This is a genomic window from Novosphingobium sp. 11B, from assembly GCF_054589055.1.
The window spans coordinates 83,837-97,443 of record NZ_BAAILP010000272.1; the positions used below are offsets into that span (position 1 = coordinate 83,837).

General features: G+C 65.8%; 12 protein-coding genes. 8 read left to right on the forward strand and 4 right to left on the reverse strand.

The window, feature by feature from the left end; all coding sequences use genetic code 11:
• The 8 genes from ACYPYD_RS23450 to ACYPYD_RS23485 all read left to right on the forward strand — a co-directional run.
• Window positions 1-878: right-handed parallel beta-helix repeat-containing protein (locus tag ACYPYD_RS23450; protein WP_459665822.1), on the forward strand; the 878-nt coding region annotated here is incomplete at its 5' end.
• Window positions 875-3,097: an alginate lyase family protein gene (locus ACYPYD_RS23455; RefSeq protein ID WP_459665824.1), complete on the forward strand. Its 2,223-nt coding sequence runs from the start codon at window positions 875-877 to the stop codon at window positions 3,095-3,097. The genes ACYPYD_RS23450 and ACYPYD_RS23455, both read left to right, overlap by 4 nt.
• Window positions 3,094-4,371, forward strand: a complete 1,278-nt coding sequence (locus tag ACYPYD_RS23460; RefSeq protein WP_459665825.1) for an MFS transporter — start codon at window positions 3,094-3,096, stop codon at window positions 4,369-4,371. Before ACYPYD_RS23455 ends, ACYPYD_RS23460 begins: the two co-directional genes overlap by 4 nt.
• A gap of 4 nt (window positions 4,372-4,375) precedes the next feature.
• A complete protein-coding gene (locus tag ACYPYD_RS23465; RefSeq protein ID WP_459665827.1) occupies window positions 4,376-5,125 on the forward strand; it encodes an SDR family NAD(P)-dependent oxidoreductase in 750 nt (249 codons plus the stop codon).
• Window positions 5,126-5,139: 14 nt separating this feature from the next.
• The gene (locus tag ACYPYD_RS23470) at window positions 5,140-6,018 is read left to right on the forward strand and encodes a rhamnogalacturonan acetylesterase (protein WP_459665830.1); all 879 of its coding nucleotides are present in this window, start codon (window positions 5,140-5,142) and stop codon (window positions 6,016-6,018) included.
• Window positions 6,019-6,139: 121 nt separating this feature from the next.
• Window positions 6,140-9,031 (forward strand): TonB-dependent receptor, encoded by a 2,892-nt coding sequence (locus tag ACYPYD_RS23475; RefSeq protein ID WP_459665832.1) that lies wholly within the window; start codon window positions 6,140-6,142, stop codon window positions 9,029-9,031.
• A gap of 98 nt (window positions 9,032-9,129) precedes the next feature.
• Window positions 9,130-9,870 carry a FadR/GntR family transcriptional regulator gene (locus ACYPYD_RS23480; protein WP_069707334.1) on the forward strand — a complete coding sequence of 247 codons (741 nt, stop codon included), beginning with the start codon at window positions 9,130-9,132 and terminating at the stop codon, window positions 9,868-9,870.
• Window positions 9,870-10,880, forward strand: coding sequence for a sugar kinase (locus ACYPYD_RS23485; RefSeq protein WP_069707335.1), 1,011 nt, complete (start codon window positions 9,870-9,872; stop codon window positions 10,878-10,880). The genes ACYPYD_RS23480 and ACYPYD_RS23485 overlap by 1 nt, the downstream gene beginning before the upstream one ends.
• On the opposite strand, the gene ACYPYD_RS23490 is transcribed toward ACYPYD_RS23485, so the two are convergent.
• The 4 genes from ACYPYD_RS23490 to ACYPYD_RS23505 form a co-directional block, all read right to left on the reverse strand.
• Window positions 10,824-11,057, reverse strand: coding sequence for a response regulator (locus ACYPYD_RS23490; protein ID WP_338043845.1), 234 nt, complete (start codon window positions 11,055-11,057; stop codon window positions 10,824-10,826). The genes ACYPYD_RS23485 and ACYPYD_RS23490 overlap by 57 nt on opposite strands.
• A complete protein-coding gene (locus ACYPYD_RS23495; protein WP_268957452.1) occupies window positions 11,057-11,188 on the reverse strand; it encodes a helix-turn-helix domain-containing protein in 132 nt (43 codons plus the stop codon). Before ACYPYD_RS23495 ends, ACYPYD_RS23490 begins: the two co-directional genes overlap by 1 nt.
• 347 nt (window positions 11,189-11,535) lie before the next feature.
• Window positions 11,536-12,372: an alpha/beta fold hydrolase gene (locus tag ACYPYD_RS23500; RefSeq protein WP_069707336.1), complete on the reverse strand. Its 837-nt coding sequence runs from the start codon at window positions 12,370-12,372 to the stop codon at window positions 11,536-11,538.
• Between the two features lie 283 nt (window positions 12,373-12,655).
• Window positions 12,656-13,558 carry a LysR substrate-binding domain-containing protein gene (locus ACYPYD_RS23505; RefSeq protein ID WP_008828602.1) on the reverse strand — a complete coding sequence of 301 codons (903 nt, stop codon included), beginning with the start codon at window positions 13,556-13,558 and terminating at the stop codon, window positions 12,656-12,658.
• Window positions 13,559-13,607 lie beyond the last annotated feature (49 nt).

Below are 13,607 nucleotides of genomic sequence, written 5' to 3' on the forward strand. Positions count from 1 at the left end.
ACGCCAAGCCCGCGCCCGAAGTTGCCTTCGGATCGGGCCGCAGGATCGAGACGCATCCCGGTTCGCTCGAAACCGCCGTCGCCGCGGCACAGCCGGGAGACGTGATCGCGCTTGCCGCCGGGCGCTACGCCGTCCGTGCCCCACTTCGCATCGCCGTGCCAGTCACAGTTTCGGGACCGAAAACCGCGACGATTGCCTTCACCGGCCCGACGCTGTTCGCGCTGGCGGAAGGCGGCCGCCTGCGCCTGCAGGGACTGACGATCACCGGCGAAGCCGCGCCCCGCAGCGCAGGCAATGCCGTGATCCGCTCCGCCCCGACCTCGACGATCGCCAATTACGCGGTCGAGATCGAAGGCACCGACTTCGCCGGGCTGGATGCCTCTCCCGGCTTCGATCTCGTCGCGACCACGCCCGCGACTTTCGCGGACCACCTGACCTTGCGTGACGTCACCGTAACGGGCCTGTCCGGCACCGTGCTCGCCGCCGCTGCGGAGACCGGCGGCAAGGGCCTCTACGCCGCCGAGCACATCACCATCGCCGGCTCCCACTTCACTCACATCGGCGTTTTGGCGCAGGTCCTTCGCGGCGGGACGGACGAGAGCACGTTCGGCCCCGAAGTGGAGATCACCGGCAACACCGTGGAGGGCGGCGGCCCGGAATTGCTGGCGCTTTCGGGCGTGCAGTCCACGCTGATGGCGCGCAATACCTTCCGCAAGGCGGGACGGATCGCCGTTTCCCACAGCGTCGGCGCACCGCTCACCCGTATTCTCGACAACCGTTTCGTCGATACCGCGCAGCCGCAGATCTCGCGGCTCTATCCGCAGGGGACCCCGCAGGTTCAGGTATCCGGCAACGTCAGCGGCGGAGACGCATCATGATCGCACGAACCTTTTTTCTCGGCGCTGCGCTGGCCGCGCTGACTCCGCTGCCCGCATTCGCGGCGACACCCGCAGACGACGCCCATCCCGTCCTGACCGACTCCGCCGCACTCTCGGGCCTCGGCGCGCAGGCAGAGCGCTATCCGCTGTTCGCCGCCGAACTGGCGCGCGTGCGCAAATCGGTGGATGCGGCGATGAAGGCGGGGATCGACGTGCCGGTGCCCAGGGACCCGGGCGGCGGCGCCACCCACGAACAGCACAAGCGCAACTACATGGCGCTCTACGGCGCCGGGCTGCTCTACCGCGTGACGGGCGAGCGGCGCTACGTCGATTACGCGCGCGACATCCTGCTGGCCTATGCGAAGCTCTATCCCGGCCTCGGGCCGCACCCCGCAGCTGCGAACGAGGCGGCAGGCCGTCTGTTCTGGCAGAGCCTCAACGATTCCGTATGGCTGGTCTACGGCATCCAGGGCTACGACGCGGTGCGCGATGCGCTGACCCCGCAGGACCGCAGGACGATCGACGAACAGGTGTTCCGCCGGATGGCGACGTTCCTGTCCACCGGCTCGCCCAAAGTCTTCGACCGCATCCACAACCATGCGACATGGGCCAATGCCGGGGTCGGCATGACCGGTTACGTGTTGCGCGATCAGGACCTCGTCGACAAGGCGCTGAAGGGTCTCGACAAGAGCGGCAAGGCCGGGTTCCTGCGCCAGCTGGACCTGCTGTTCTCGCCCGACGGCTATTATGCGGAAGGGCCGTACTACCAGCGCTACGCCTTGCAGCCTTTCGTGATCTTCGCCGCCGCGATCGACGCCAACGAGCCGCAGCGCCGCATCTTCGAGTATCGGGGCGGCGTGGTCCTGAAGGCGATCCGCACCTCGATCCAGTCGACCTACGACGGCTATTTCTTCCCCTTCAACGACGCCATGCCGGACAAGAGCCTCAAGACGGAGGAGCTCTATCAGGCGGTGGCGATCGGCTATGCCAAGACCCACGATCCGGCACTGCTCTCCATCGCGCAGTGGCAGGGGCGCACGGTCCTGACGCCCAAGGGCCTCGAAGTGGCGCGCGATCTGGCGGCGGGCAAGGCAAAGCCGTTCCCTTTCGCTTCGGTGCTGCTGCGCGATGGGCCGGATGGTAATGACGGCGGCATCGCCGTGCTGCGCGACGGGGCTGGTGCCAAGGATCAGGTGCTCGTCGCCAAGAACACTGCGCAGGGCATGGGCCATGGCCATTTCGACCGGCTGAACTGGATTCTCTACGACAACGGGCGGGCGATCGTCACCGACTATGGCGCGGCGCGCTTCCTCAATATCGAGGCCAAGGACGGCGGGCGCTACCTGCCCGAGAACGAAAGCTGGGCCAAGCAGACCGTGGCGCACAACACGCTGGTGGTGGACGAAGCCAGCCAGTTCGGCGCCGACTGGAAAAGCGCGACGGCCACCCCGCGCCAGCTGTGGTTCAACGGCGAAGGCCCGGCGAAGGCTTCCATCGCCGAGATGGCGGGCGCTTATCCGGGCGTCACCTTCCGCCGCGCGCTGGTGCAATTGAGCGTGGAGGGCGCGAAAAGCCCGCTGGTGCTCGATTTTTTGCGCGTGAACGGCGGCAAGGCGGCGCGCTACGACCTGCCGCTGCACTATGCCGGGCACCTGATCGACACCGGCTTTGCGCTGAAGTCCAACCTCACCGCCCGCCCGGTGCTGGGCAAGGCGAACGGCTATCAGCACATGTGGGTCGATGCGACCGGGACGCCGGGCGCGGATGACGGTGTCGTCACCTGGATCGAGGACGGCCGGTTCTACAGCTACCGCGTCGCCACGCCGGGCGTGACGATGATCCTGGGCGAAAGCGGAGCCAACGACCCGCGCTTCAATCTGCGGCGAGAGCCCTTCATCGTGCAGCGGCTGGACGGCGCGCGCGATGCCGCCTTCGTCAGCCTGCTGGAGCCGCATGGTCGCTACGATGCCTCGGCGGAGACCACCACCGGCAGCGAAAGCGCCGTGCGCAGCTTCACCCACCGCCGCGAGGGCGATGTGGACGTGGTGACGATCGGCTGGCGCAGCGGCGCCTCCACGGTGGTCGCGGTCTCCGAGGATACCGAACTCGCCCATACCCATTCGATTGTGCTGGGCGAGGCGACGCAGAGCTGGAAGGGGCCGATCGGGCGCTTTGATCTGCCCCGGACCGGCCCCAAGACCGGAGGCAAATCCAAGTGAGGAACCTGCGCTGGATGGTCATCGGCCTGATCGGGCTGGCGACCGTCATCAACTATATCGACCGCAATGCGCTGGCGGTGATGTGGCCTGCCGTCTCGAAGGAGATCGGCGCCGACAAGTCCGACTATGCGCTGCTGGTGACGGTGTTCATGCTGGCCTACGCCTTCGGGCAATCGGCTTTCGGCAAGATCTTCGACGTGATCGGCACGCGGCTGGGTTTCGCCGTCTCCATCCTGTTCTGGTCGCTTTCGATCGGGGCCCATGCGCTGGTACGCTCGTTCGGCCTGCTGGCGCTGCTGCGCGTGACGCTGGGTGTCAGCGAAGCGGGCAACTGGCCCGGCGCGGCCAAGGCCAATGCGCTGTGGTTCCCGCAGAAGGAGCGCGCGCTGGCGCAGGGTGTGTTCAACGCCGGCGCGTCGCTGGGGGCGATCGTCTCCGCGCCGCTGGTGGCTCTGCTATTCACCGCGTTCGGCTGGCGCGCGACGTTCCTCGCCATCGGCGTGCTCGGGCTGCTGTGGCTGGTGCCCTGGCTGCTGCTCTACCGCGCCGACCCGGACAGCAACCCATGGCTCACCAAAGCCGAGCGCGAACATATCCTGGGCACCGGCGAGGCGCAGGCCGTCCGGCCGGCAGGCTATGCTCCCGGCTGGGCGCAGATGCTGCGCCACCGGCAGAGCTGGGCGATCATCGTCAGCCGCTTCTTCCTCGATCCGGTCTGGTGGCTGTTCGTCTCGTGGCTCCCGATCTATCTGGCCGAGACCTTCGACTTCGACGTCCAGCAGATCGGCCTGTTCGCCTGGGTCCCGTTCGTCGGCGCGATGGCGGGGAGCCTGACGGGCGGCTGGCTGTCCGGTGCGCTGATCGCGCGCGGGCGGACGGTGAACTTCGCGCGCAAGTGCGCGATCACGCTTGGCGGGCTCATCATGTTGCCGCCGCTGCTACTGACGATGCACGCCGCCAGCCCGCTCTATGCGGTGCTGCTGATCGCGGTGATCCTGTTCGGCTTCCAGATGGCGATCAACAACATCCAGACCCTGCCTGCCGATTACTTCGCGGGCGGCACGGTCGGATCGCTGGCGGGGCTGGGCGGCACGGCGGCAGTGGCGGGCACGCTCGTCACCACCTGGCTGGTGCCGGTCATGACGAAGACCAGCTACGCCCCGATCTTCGCGCTGGCCGCCGCGCTGGTGCCGCTTTCCCTTCTTTGCATCTGGCTGCTGGGCGGCCGGATCGAACCCCTCACTCCCCCGAACACTTCTCAAGACAAGGGCTGAATCCATGCGTTTCAAGGACAAGACCGTCATCGTCACCGGCGGTGGCCGCGACATCGGCAAATCGGTATCGAAGCACCTCGCGGCGGAAGGCGCGAAGGTGGTCATCAACTACCGCAGCAACCTCGAGGAAGCCGAGCGCACCCTTGCCGAGATCGAGGCCGAGGGCGGCTCCGGCCTGATCCATCAGGCCGACGTCGCCAGCGCGCAGGACGTAGCGGGGCTGGTCGCGGCCACCGTCGAGGCATTCGGCGGCATCGATTTCGTCGTCAACCTTGCGGGCGGCATGGTCGCGCGCAAGACGCTGGCGGAGATGGACGAGGCGTTCTTCGACCATGTGATGGACCTCAACCTCAAGTCCGCCTTCCTCGTCACCAAGGCCGCGTTGCCGCACCTCTCCAAGGGCAGCGCGATCGTCAACGTGGCCTCGCTGGCGGGGCGTGATGGCGGCGGCCCGGGCGCGAGCGTCTATGCCACCTCCAAGGGCGCGCTGATGACGCTGACGCGCAGCTGGGCGAAGGAGCTGGGGCCGCAGGGCATCCGCGTCAACGCCGTGTGCCCGGGCCTGATCGGCACCAGCTTCCACGACATCTTCTCCAAACCCGAGGGCCGCGCCGCCACCGCGAACAACACCCCGCTGCGCCGCGAAGGCCACCCCGACGAAGTGGCGAGCGCGATCGGCTTCCTGCTGTCCGAAGAGGCCGCGTTCCTGACCGGCGTGAACCTCGACATCAACGGCGGCCTGGCCTTTTCCTGAAGGGAAACAAGAGGATGACACGTAAGGCATGGGTGGCCGCGGCAATCGCCGCGGCCCTGCTGGGAACGGGCGCCACGGCGCAGGACGCGAACTCGTCGAAGGGGCGCACCGTGCGCACCGACGCGGAGACGCTGGCGGCCGACAAGATCGTGCTGGTCGGCGATTCCACGATGGCGCCGATGAGCGGCTGGGCCTCGATGTTCTGCGCCCATCACGTGAAATCTTCCACCGCCTGCCTCAATCTGGGGCGCGGCGGTCGCTCCACGCGCAGCTACCGGCAGGAGGGATCGTGGGATCTCGCCCTCGCCGAAGCGCGCGTCCCGGGCTACCGCCGCACTTTCGTGCTGATCCAGTTCGGCCACAACGACCAGTCCTCCGTGGCGGAACGCTGGACCGAGATGGACAGCGAGTTCCCCGCCAATTTGCGCCGCATGGTGGAGGACGTCCGCCAGGCCGGGGCCGTGCCGGTGCTGCTCACCCCGCTGACCCGGCGAGACTTCGTGAAGGGGCGGCTGAACAACACGCTGGAGCCGTGGGCAGCGAAAGTCCGCGCCGTCGCCGCCGCGCTCAAGGTGCCGCTGGTGGACCTCAACGCGGCCAGCGCAGCGGCGGTTCAGGAGATGGGGCCGGTGCGATCGATGGCATTGGCGCAAACGGCACCCAACGGCACTGAACGACACCAAGCGGGTACAGGAACCACCCTCAAGGCGCGCCCGGCGGCCGAAGCACGGCTCCCCGACGTGCCGACCACGCCCGACGGACCGCGCGGCCAGTTCCAGCGCAAGTTCGACTACACGCACCTCGGCGATGAGGGCGCGGAACTCTTCGCAGGCCTCGTCGCGCGCGATCTGGCGCGGGCTGTGCCGGAACTGCGGAGCCAGATCGCGCCCTGAGCTCGATTTTAGTTCATACCAATTTGGCAAATTCTTGTTTTCAAATTGGTATGAAATAATGGATTGACTGATAATTGATAATTGGTCAGAAAATAATCAAAGACCAAAGGGAAGAGGAATCATGATGTCGCCTCACGATCGCGGCTTCGCTCGCGGCCATAGCCGCCGTACCCTCCGTTTCTGCCTGCTGGCCGGTGTCGCCTTCGTCGCTGCCCCGGTTCTGGCGCAGGAAGCACCGGCGCAGTCTGAGGCAACTCAGGTGCCGCAGGATTTCGGCGGCGCCTCGGCGCAGGACATCATCGTCACGGGCCTTCGGGAAACGCTCCAGACATCCATCAACGAGAAGCGGCGCGAAACCGCGATCGTTGATTCGCTCTCGTCCACCGAGATCGGCGACCTCCCGGCGCTCTCGGTGGGCGAGGCGATCCAGACCATCACCGGCGCGACCACGCACCGCGAAAAGGGCGGCGCTTCGGAGATTTCGCTGCGCGGCCTCGGCTCGTTCCTCAGCAACACGACCTTCAACGGCCGCGATGCATCCAACGGCAGCGGCGACCGCGCGGTGAACTTCAACCAGTTCCCGTCCGAACTCATCAACGGCATCAAGATCTACAAGACCCAGCAGGCCGACCTCGTCGAAGGCGGCGTGGCGGGCACTATCGAACTGGGCACCATCCGCCCGCTGGCGTTCAAGAAGCGCCGCATCCAGCTGGACTTCAAGACCAACTACAGCCCCTATCAGGATCGCATCCGCGGCTCCAGCGCCTGGGGCTGGCGCGGCACCGCCAGCTATGTCGACCAGTTCGACGCCGGGGCGCTGGGCGAGATCGGGATCGCGCTGGGCGTTCAGCGCAACAAGACCAACAACCCAGAAGAGACGTATGCCGCCAGCTCAACCTGGGTGGCGTGCAACCCCGGCATCGCGGTGCCCAATGGCAACTGTTCGGAAGTGAGCCGCGAACAGGCGGCGGCCGGAACGCCCTTCGCGCTGGTCCCCAATGCCGCGACGTACCGCCAGATCAGCGAGAACGACAAGCGCGACGCGATCTTCGGGGCGATCCAGTGGCGGCCCAGTTCGACGCTCGATATCAACCTGGACGTCCAGTATTCCAAGCGCAACTACGCCGAGAACCGGCGCGACCTGAACCTGTCGGAAATGCGCTATGGCCTCAGCAACATCGCCTATGACGAGAACGGCGTCATCACCCACCTCGAAGGGCGCACCTCGCTGGAAGCGGTGGGCACGCTGCTGGAGCGCGACGAGGAGTATCGCGGCGGCGGCTTCAACGTCGAATGGCGCCCCGCCGATCGGCTGACGATCAAGGCCGATGCCTCCTATTCGCGCACCGTGCGCACCGACGTGGAGCGCTCGGTCCGCCTGCGTACCGATCCGCTCGACATCTACGGCAACCCGACCGTAATCAACAACCAGCGCGTCGGCTATATCTACGACGTGGCGCCGGGCAGCTATGCGCCGACGCTCACCATCGACCCGCGCTTCGACGTCAACGACTATGCGCTGTTCAGCGATGACGCCCGCCTGCGCCGCGACGAACTGCAGCGCCGCAACCGGATCATCGCCGGTCGCCTCGATGCGACGTACGAGATGGACGGCTTCCTGCGCAGCGTGGCGGCAGGCGCGCGCTGGACCGAACAGACCTATTCGGACTACGACGACCGCGTCGAGATCACGCAGGACAGCCGCGCGGTCGACCGCGACGTCAACCTGGCCTGCCGCACCACGTTCCCGCAGAGCGACTACCTCTCCAACGCGCCGGGCAACCAGTTGTCGAGCTGGGCGACGTTCGATCCGGTCTGCCAGTTCCGCGAATACCTCGGCACCGAGGACCCGGGCCGCAATGCCGATGTGCGCTCGGTCGCCAACCGCGACGTCACCGAGCGTACGCTCGCCGCCTACCTGATGGCGAACTACGAGAGCACGCTGGGCGACATGCCGATCCGGGGCAACTTCGGCGTACGGGCGGTGCAGACGCGCGTGACCTCCAACGGGCTGCGCAGCGACCTGCAGGTGGTCAACAACCCCGACGGCTCGATCCGCCTCGTCGACAGCGGCGTGTTCGACACGGTCACCATCAAGAGCAGGTCGACCCGTCTGCTGCCCAGCATCAACGCGATCTTTGAGCTGAAGCCCGACCTGCTGCTGCGCCTTGCCGGTTACCGCGCGATGTCGCGCCCCGCGCCCAGCGCGCTCGGCGCAGGCCGGACGATCCAGCTGGAGGACGGCACCAACTTCTCGTCGGTGGCCGATGCGATCAGCCTCATCACCGCCAACGGCTCGCCGCGCCTGAAGCCGCTGATGTCGTGGAACGCGGATGCCTCGCTGGAATACTATCTCAACAAGGATTCGCTGTTCTCGGCCACCGTCTACTACAAGCAGTTCACCGGCGGCTTCATTCCGGTGGTGCTGAACGAGGATTACTCGATCGGCGGGCAGAACTATTCGATCCCGGTCGTCCAGACCCAGAACAGCACGCGCAAGAGCCGGGTCTACGGGCTGGAAGTGACGCTGGCGAACCGCTTCAGCTGGCTGCCCGCGCCGTTCGACGGGCTGGGCGGCAAGGTCAGCTACAACTACGCCAATTCCAATTTCAGGAACGAGGATATTCGCCTCGGCGCGGTCTACGATCCGGAAACTGGCGAGACGACGCCGGGGATGATCCCGGCGGCGAACCTTTCGGGCTATTCCAAGCACGTGGTTTCGGGGCAGCTGTACTATTCGCTCGGCAAGCTGAACCTGTCGGCGATCTACAATTATCGCTCGAAGTATTATCAGGACTTCGTCGGCGGCAATTCACAACTGCGCTATGTGCGCGGGAACCAGACGCTGGACTTGCGCGCCTCCTACGACGTGACGCCCAATGTCCAGCTGCAGTTCCAGGCCGTGAACGTGTTCGACGAGCCCAAGATCACCGACATGCCGGTTCAGGGCAGCATCCGGCAGTACCACTACTACGGTTCGCGCTACTTCCTGGGCGTGCGCGCCAAGATCTGATGGCGGGATTGCCGGGGGCTGCAGGATTGGTCAGGCAATTGCCTAGCTTTGGCATGGAAGCTATGAGGCAGGCGTGACAACGAGAGAGAAGAATCGCCATGGCTGACAGGTTGTTCCAGGGCATCGCCGACCAGATCGTGGCCCTGATCGACGAAGGCGTGTTCCCCCCCGGCACCCGCCTGCCCGGAGAGCGCGAACTGGCCGAGCGGTTCAACGTCAGCCGCGTGACCATCCGCGAGGCGGCGATCGCGCTGCAGGCGATCGGCGTGCTGCGGATCAAGACCGGCTCGGGTATCTACGTGGCCGACCGTGCCGACCGTGCCGACGACGTCCTGCCCGCCGTCAGCGCGCTGGAATTGACCGAGGCGCGCGCTCTTTTCGAATCCGAGGCGGCGGCGCTCGCGGCGCCGGTGATCTCGGACGAGACGCTGGCGAAGCTGGACGAACTGCTGGCGGCGATGGCGGTGGAGCAGGACGATGCGCGCTCCACCGAGATCGACCGCGAGTTCCACATGACGATCGCCTCGGCATCGGGCAACGGTGCGATCACGCATGTCATCCGCACCTTGTGGCGGCTGCGCACCGAATTGCCCGAAGTTCGCCACACGCACGAAAGCGTCTGCCACCATGACGGCATGACCCGGCAGGACGAGCACGCCGCCGTCGTCGAGGCGCTGCGCCGCCACGATCCGCAAGGCGCGCGCGTGGCGATGCGCCAGCACTTCCAGCGCCTGCTCGGCTCGATGCTGGATGCGACCGAGGAACGCGCGATCTCCGAGCTGCGCCGCAAGTCGCAGGAAAGCCGCGAACGCTTCCTGATGAGCGCCAAGATTGGCTGATGACGGGTCATATCGTCGCCTTTGGAGAAGTCCTGCTGCGCTTCGCCACGCCGGGTGCGCGGCTGACGGTGCAGTGCGATGCGCTGGACATGGTCGTCGGCGGGGCGGAAGCCAACGTTGCGGCGGGGCTCGCCTCGCTGGGCCATGACGTGAAGATGCTGACGCGCCTGCCGTCCAGTCCCTTGGGCGACAAGGCGCGCGCGGCCCTGAATGCCGCCGGGATCGATACCGCCCACGTCGGGCGCGATACCGGCCGCATGGGCCTCTACTTCCTCGAGAGCGGAGCGGGCCTGAGGCCTTCGTCGATCACTTACGATCGCGCGGGTTCCGTGTTCGCAACCTCCAAGGCGGACCAGTTCGACTTCGCCTCCGCGCTCGAGGGCGCTCGACTGCTCCACCTGTCGGGCATCACGCCGGCGCTCGGCCCCGGAGGTGTCGCTCTTGCGCAAGCCGCCGTCGCCGCGGCGACGAGCGCCGGCGTGCCTGTCTGTTTCGACGGCAATTACCGCGCGCTGCTGTGGGACGCGTGGGACAGCGACCCGCGCAGCGTGCTGACTGACCTGATGCAGTCGGCAACGGTCATGATCGGCAACCACCGGGATATCTCGCTGTTGCTGGGCAAGGCGTTCTCCGGCGACGGCTCCGACCGTCGGCGCGAGGCCGCGCTGGCCGCCTTCGAGGCGTTTCCGAAGCTGCAGATGATCGCCTCGACCGCGCGTCACGTGGTGAACTCCGGCCATCACCGTATCGCCGCGCGTCTCGATGCGCGGGACGCGGCGCACCAGACGAGCGAGGTCGATGTCACCGGCATCGTCGACCGCATCGGCACCGGAGACGCCTTCGCGGCGGGCGTGCTGCACAAGTGGCTGCAGGGCGCGGATCTCGTCGCCACCGCGCAGGCGGGGCTCGCCTATACCGTGCTCAAGCATACCGTGCCCGGCGACATGTGCTTTTTAGGACTTCAAGAGCTTGATGCGTTCTCTGTAAGCGGAGGCGATGTGCGGCGTTGATGGGACCTTTCGGGCATTGCTCTTGAGCAAGTATCCGGCTGCTCCCATCTTGAGGGCGCGCGTCGCTGACGCGTCGCCAGCGTAGGTCGACAGCACAATGATCCTTGCCGCAGGGTCATCGGCAAGAATGGTGGCAATGGCCTCGGCACCGCTCGCCTTTGGCATCTGCATGTCCATCAAGACGACGTCAGGTCTGAGCAGGCTGAACTGATGCGCCGCTTCATCGATAGATCGTCCTCGTTTTCGATGATCGCGCTCAAGCCCTCGCAAACGATCGGGTGATCATCGACCACCAGGACACGGATCATGGATGAGACTCTTATGCCATTGAAGGCAACGCTGGTAGGTCTTTGCCTCGGCCAAAGGGGTGAGACAACTTTAATTCCTGCTGCCAAGCCGTGTCCGGCGCGCGGGGTAGGTGGAAATCATCCGGCCCTCAGCAGGCCGGTGAGTCAGTTTGACATCGCCCGGAATGATGGCGGCGAAGCGCCGCTTCTCGGTAGTTCAGTCGCCAGATTGCTTGTCTCGTTAGCGGCCGTTGCCTCAACCGCCTTCGTTCGTTTAGCGATGCGCAGTGAGGCGCAATCCTCGATATCATCGCGTGCTTTAAATCCCGTGGGACCATCTGAACCAGATTTTCCCACGGGAGAGTGATTCAGCCCTGCACGAAGGCGAGCAGATCGGGGTTGATGGTCTCGGCGTTCACCGTGAGCATGCCGTGGGAGTAGCCCTCGTAGATCTTCAGCGTCGCGTTCGGCAGGATCTCGGCCTGCAGTACGCCGGCGTTCTTGTACGGCACGACCTGGTCGTCATCGCCGTGCAGGACGAGGGTGGGGACGGTGATCGCCTTCAGGTCTTCGGTCTGGTCGGTTTCGGAGAAGGCCTTGATGCCGTCGTAATGGGCCTTGGCGCTGCCCATCATGCCCTGGCGCCACCAGTTGTCGATGACGGCGCTCTTCACCTCGGCGCCTTCGCGATTGAAGCCATAGAACGGGCCTGCAGCCACATCGCGGAAGAACTGCGCGCGATTGGCGGCAAGACCGGCGCGCAACCCGTCGAACACCTCGATCGGCAACCCGCCCGGGTAGGCTTCGGTCTTGAGCATGATCGGCGGCACGGCGCTGACCAGCACGGCCTTGGCGACGCGGGCCTGCGGGATGCCGTAGCGCGCGACGTAGGCCGCCACTTCACCGCCGCCGGTCGAGTGACCGATGTGGACGGCGTTCCGAAGGTCGAGGTGTTCCATCACCGCGGCGGCGTCGGCAGCGTAGTGGTCCATGTCGTGACCCTCGCTGACCTGTGCGGAGCGGCCATGGCCACGGCGGTCATGGGCGACGACGCGGAAGCCCTTGGACAGGAAATACAGCATCTGCGCGTCCCAGTCGTCCGACGAGAGCGGCCAGCCGTGGTGGAAGACGATGGGCTGCGCGTCCTTCGCGCCCCAGTCCTTGTAGAAGATCTCGACGCCGTCAGTGGTGGTTACGTAGGCCATGATGGAAATCCTTCGAAAAGTTTGATCGGGTGAGGCGCGGCTGTCCGGTTCATCGACATCCGTTGACATAATTTCTGAAGCCGAACCGACGTTCTGGAAAGTGCTATAAATCTGCATCCATCTTTCGATGAATTCGAAATGTAGCGCTTCGAGTGCCCAGTGGTCCCTGGCCCCGGATTGCCGTCCCGCTCAATTCACCAGACCTGCGTACGATCGGAAATCATCCCTGCGTATGTCTCGCGTAACATCTGAGTAGGAAGCCCCTCTTTACGGCGGCGCCCGCTCAGCGCGGCGTATCGAGCGCGCGGAATGTCGAGGCGAGATGATCGATGAAAGCGCGGACTGCCGGGGGAAGGCCCCGCCGCGTGGTGAAGACCAGATGGACGATGCCGATTTGCCCGCCCCACTCAGGCAGGATGCGAACCAGTCGACCGGCGGCGAGATCGTCTCGGCAGGAATGATCGGGCAGCAGAGCAACGCCGAGGTTTGCCATGGCTGCTTCGCGCAGGGCGGCAAAGTCCTCGCAGGTCATCCGTGGTTCGTGGCGATGATCGATGCCGGTGTTGTCGGGGCCGGCAAGGTGCCATGTGATCTCGCCGATCTCGTCGCTCGAGCCTAACGTCGGCAGCAGCTTCAATCCGTCCATCGTGGCATCCTGCATGCTTGCGGCAAGTGCGGGGCCTGTCACCAGAATGCGCCGTGACTGCCCCAGAGTGCGCATCGTCAGCGAGGCGTCGCTGTCGAGCGTCACGCGGACCCGCAGGGCGACGTCGACACGCTCGGCGATGAGATCGACCGGCCGATCCGTCGCGACGAGCTGCAGCGCGACCTTGGGATAGCGCGCCAGAAACGCGGGCAGGTGGGGCGATAGCACTTCTACCATCCCGCGCGGGCAACTGAAACGGATACGGCCCTGCGGTTCGGCCTGTGCCTGCGCGACGAGCGCTTCGGCCTGCTCGGCCTCTTCCAGCATGGCACGGCAGCGCGCGTAGAACGCCTGCCCGACTTCGGTGACGCGAAAGCGCCGCGAGGAACGCTCGATCAGGCGGGTGCCCAGGCGTTCCTCAAGGGCAGCGATACGGCGGCTGAGCTTCGATTTCGGGGTGCGCAGCGCGCGTCCGGCGGGCGCGAATCCGCCGTGCTTCACCACTTCGGCGAAATAGGCATAGTCGTTGAAGTCAGCCATCGATCGCTACTCATCGTTCCATTAATGGAACGATGAGTAGCGATTTTGC

What these genes read in the sequence shown, in the direction of transcription:
- ACYPYD_RS23485 (WP_069707335.1), top strand. Translation starts at nt 9,870, where the DNA reads ATGACGGGTCATATCGTCGCCTTTGGAGAAGTCCTGCTGCGCTTCGCC.
- ACYPYD_RS23455 (WP_459665824.1), top strand. Translation starts at nt 875, where the DNA reads ATGATCGCACGAACCTTTTTTCTCGGCGCTGCGCTGGCCGCGCTGACT.
- ACYPYD_RS23465 (WP_459665827.1), top strand. Translation starts at nt 4,376, where the DNA reads ATGCGTTTCAAGGACAAGACCGTCATCGTCACCGGCGGTGGCCGCGAC.
- ACYPYD_RS23475 (WP_459665832.1), top strand. Translation starts at nt 6,140, where the DNA reads ATGATGTCGCCTCACGATCGCGGCTTCGCTCGCGGCCATAGCCGCCGT.
- ACYPYD_RS23490 (WP_338043845.1), bottom strand. Translation starts at nt 11,057, where the DNA reads ATGGACATGCAGATGCCAAAGGCGAGCGGTGCCGAGGCCATTGCCACC.
- ACYPYD_RS23470 (WP_459665830.1), top strand. Translation starts at nt 5,140, where the DNA reads ATGACACGTAAGGCATGGGTGGCCGCGGCAATCGCCGCGGCCCTGCTG.
- ACYPYD_RS23495 (WP_268957452.1), bottom strand. Translation starts at nt 11,188, where the DNA reads ATGATCCGTGTCCTGGTGGTCGATGATCACCCGATCGTTTGCGAGGGC.
- ACYPYD_RS23505 (WP_008828602.1), bottom strand. Translation starts at nt 13,558, where the DNA reads ATGGCTGACTTCAACGACTATGCCTATTTCGCCGAAGTGGTGAAGCAC.
- ACYPYD_RS23500 (WP_069707336.1), bottom strand. Translation starts at nt 12,372, where the DNA reads ATGGCCTACGTAACCACCACTGACGGCGTCGAGATCTTCTACAAGGAC.
- ACYPYD_RS23480 (WP_069707334.1), top strand. Translation starts at nt 9,130, where the DNA reads ATGGCTGACAGGTTGTTCCAGGGCATCGCCGACCAGATCGTGGCCCTG.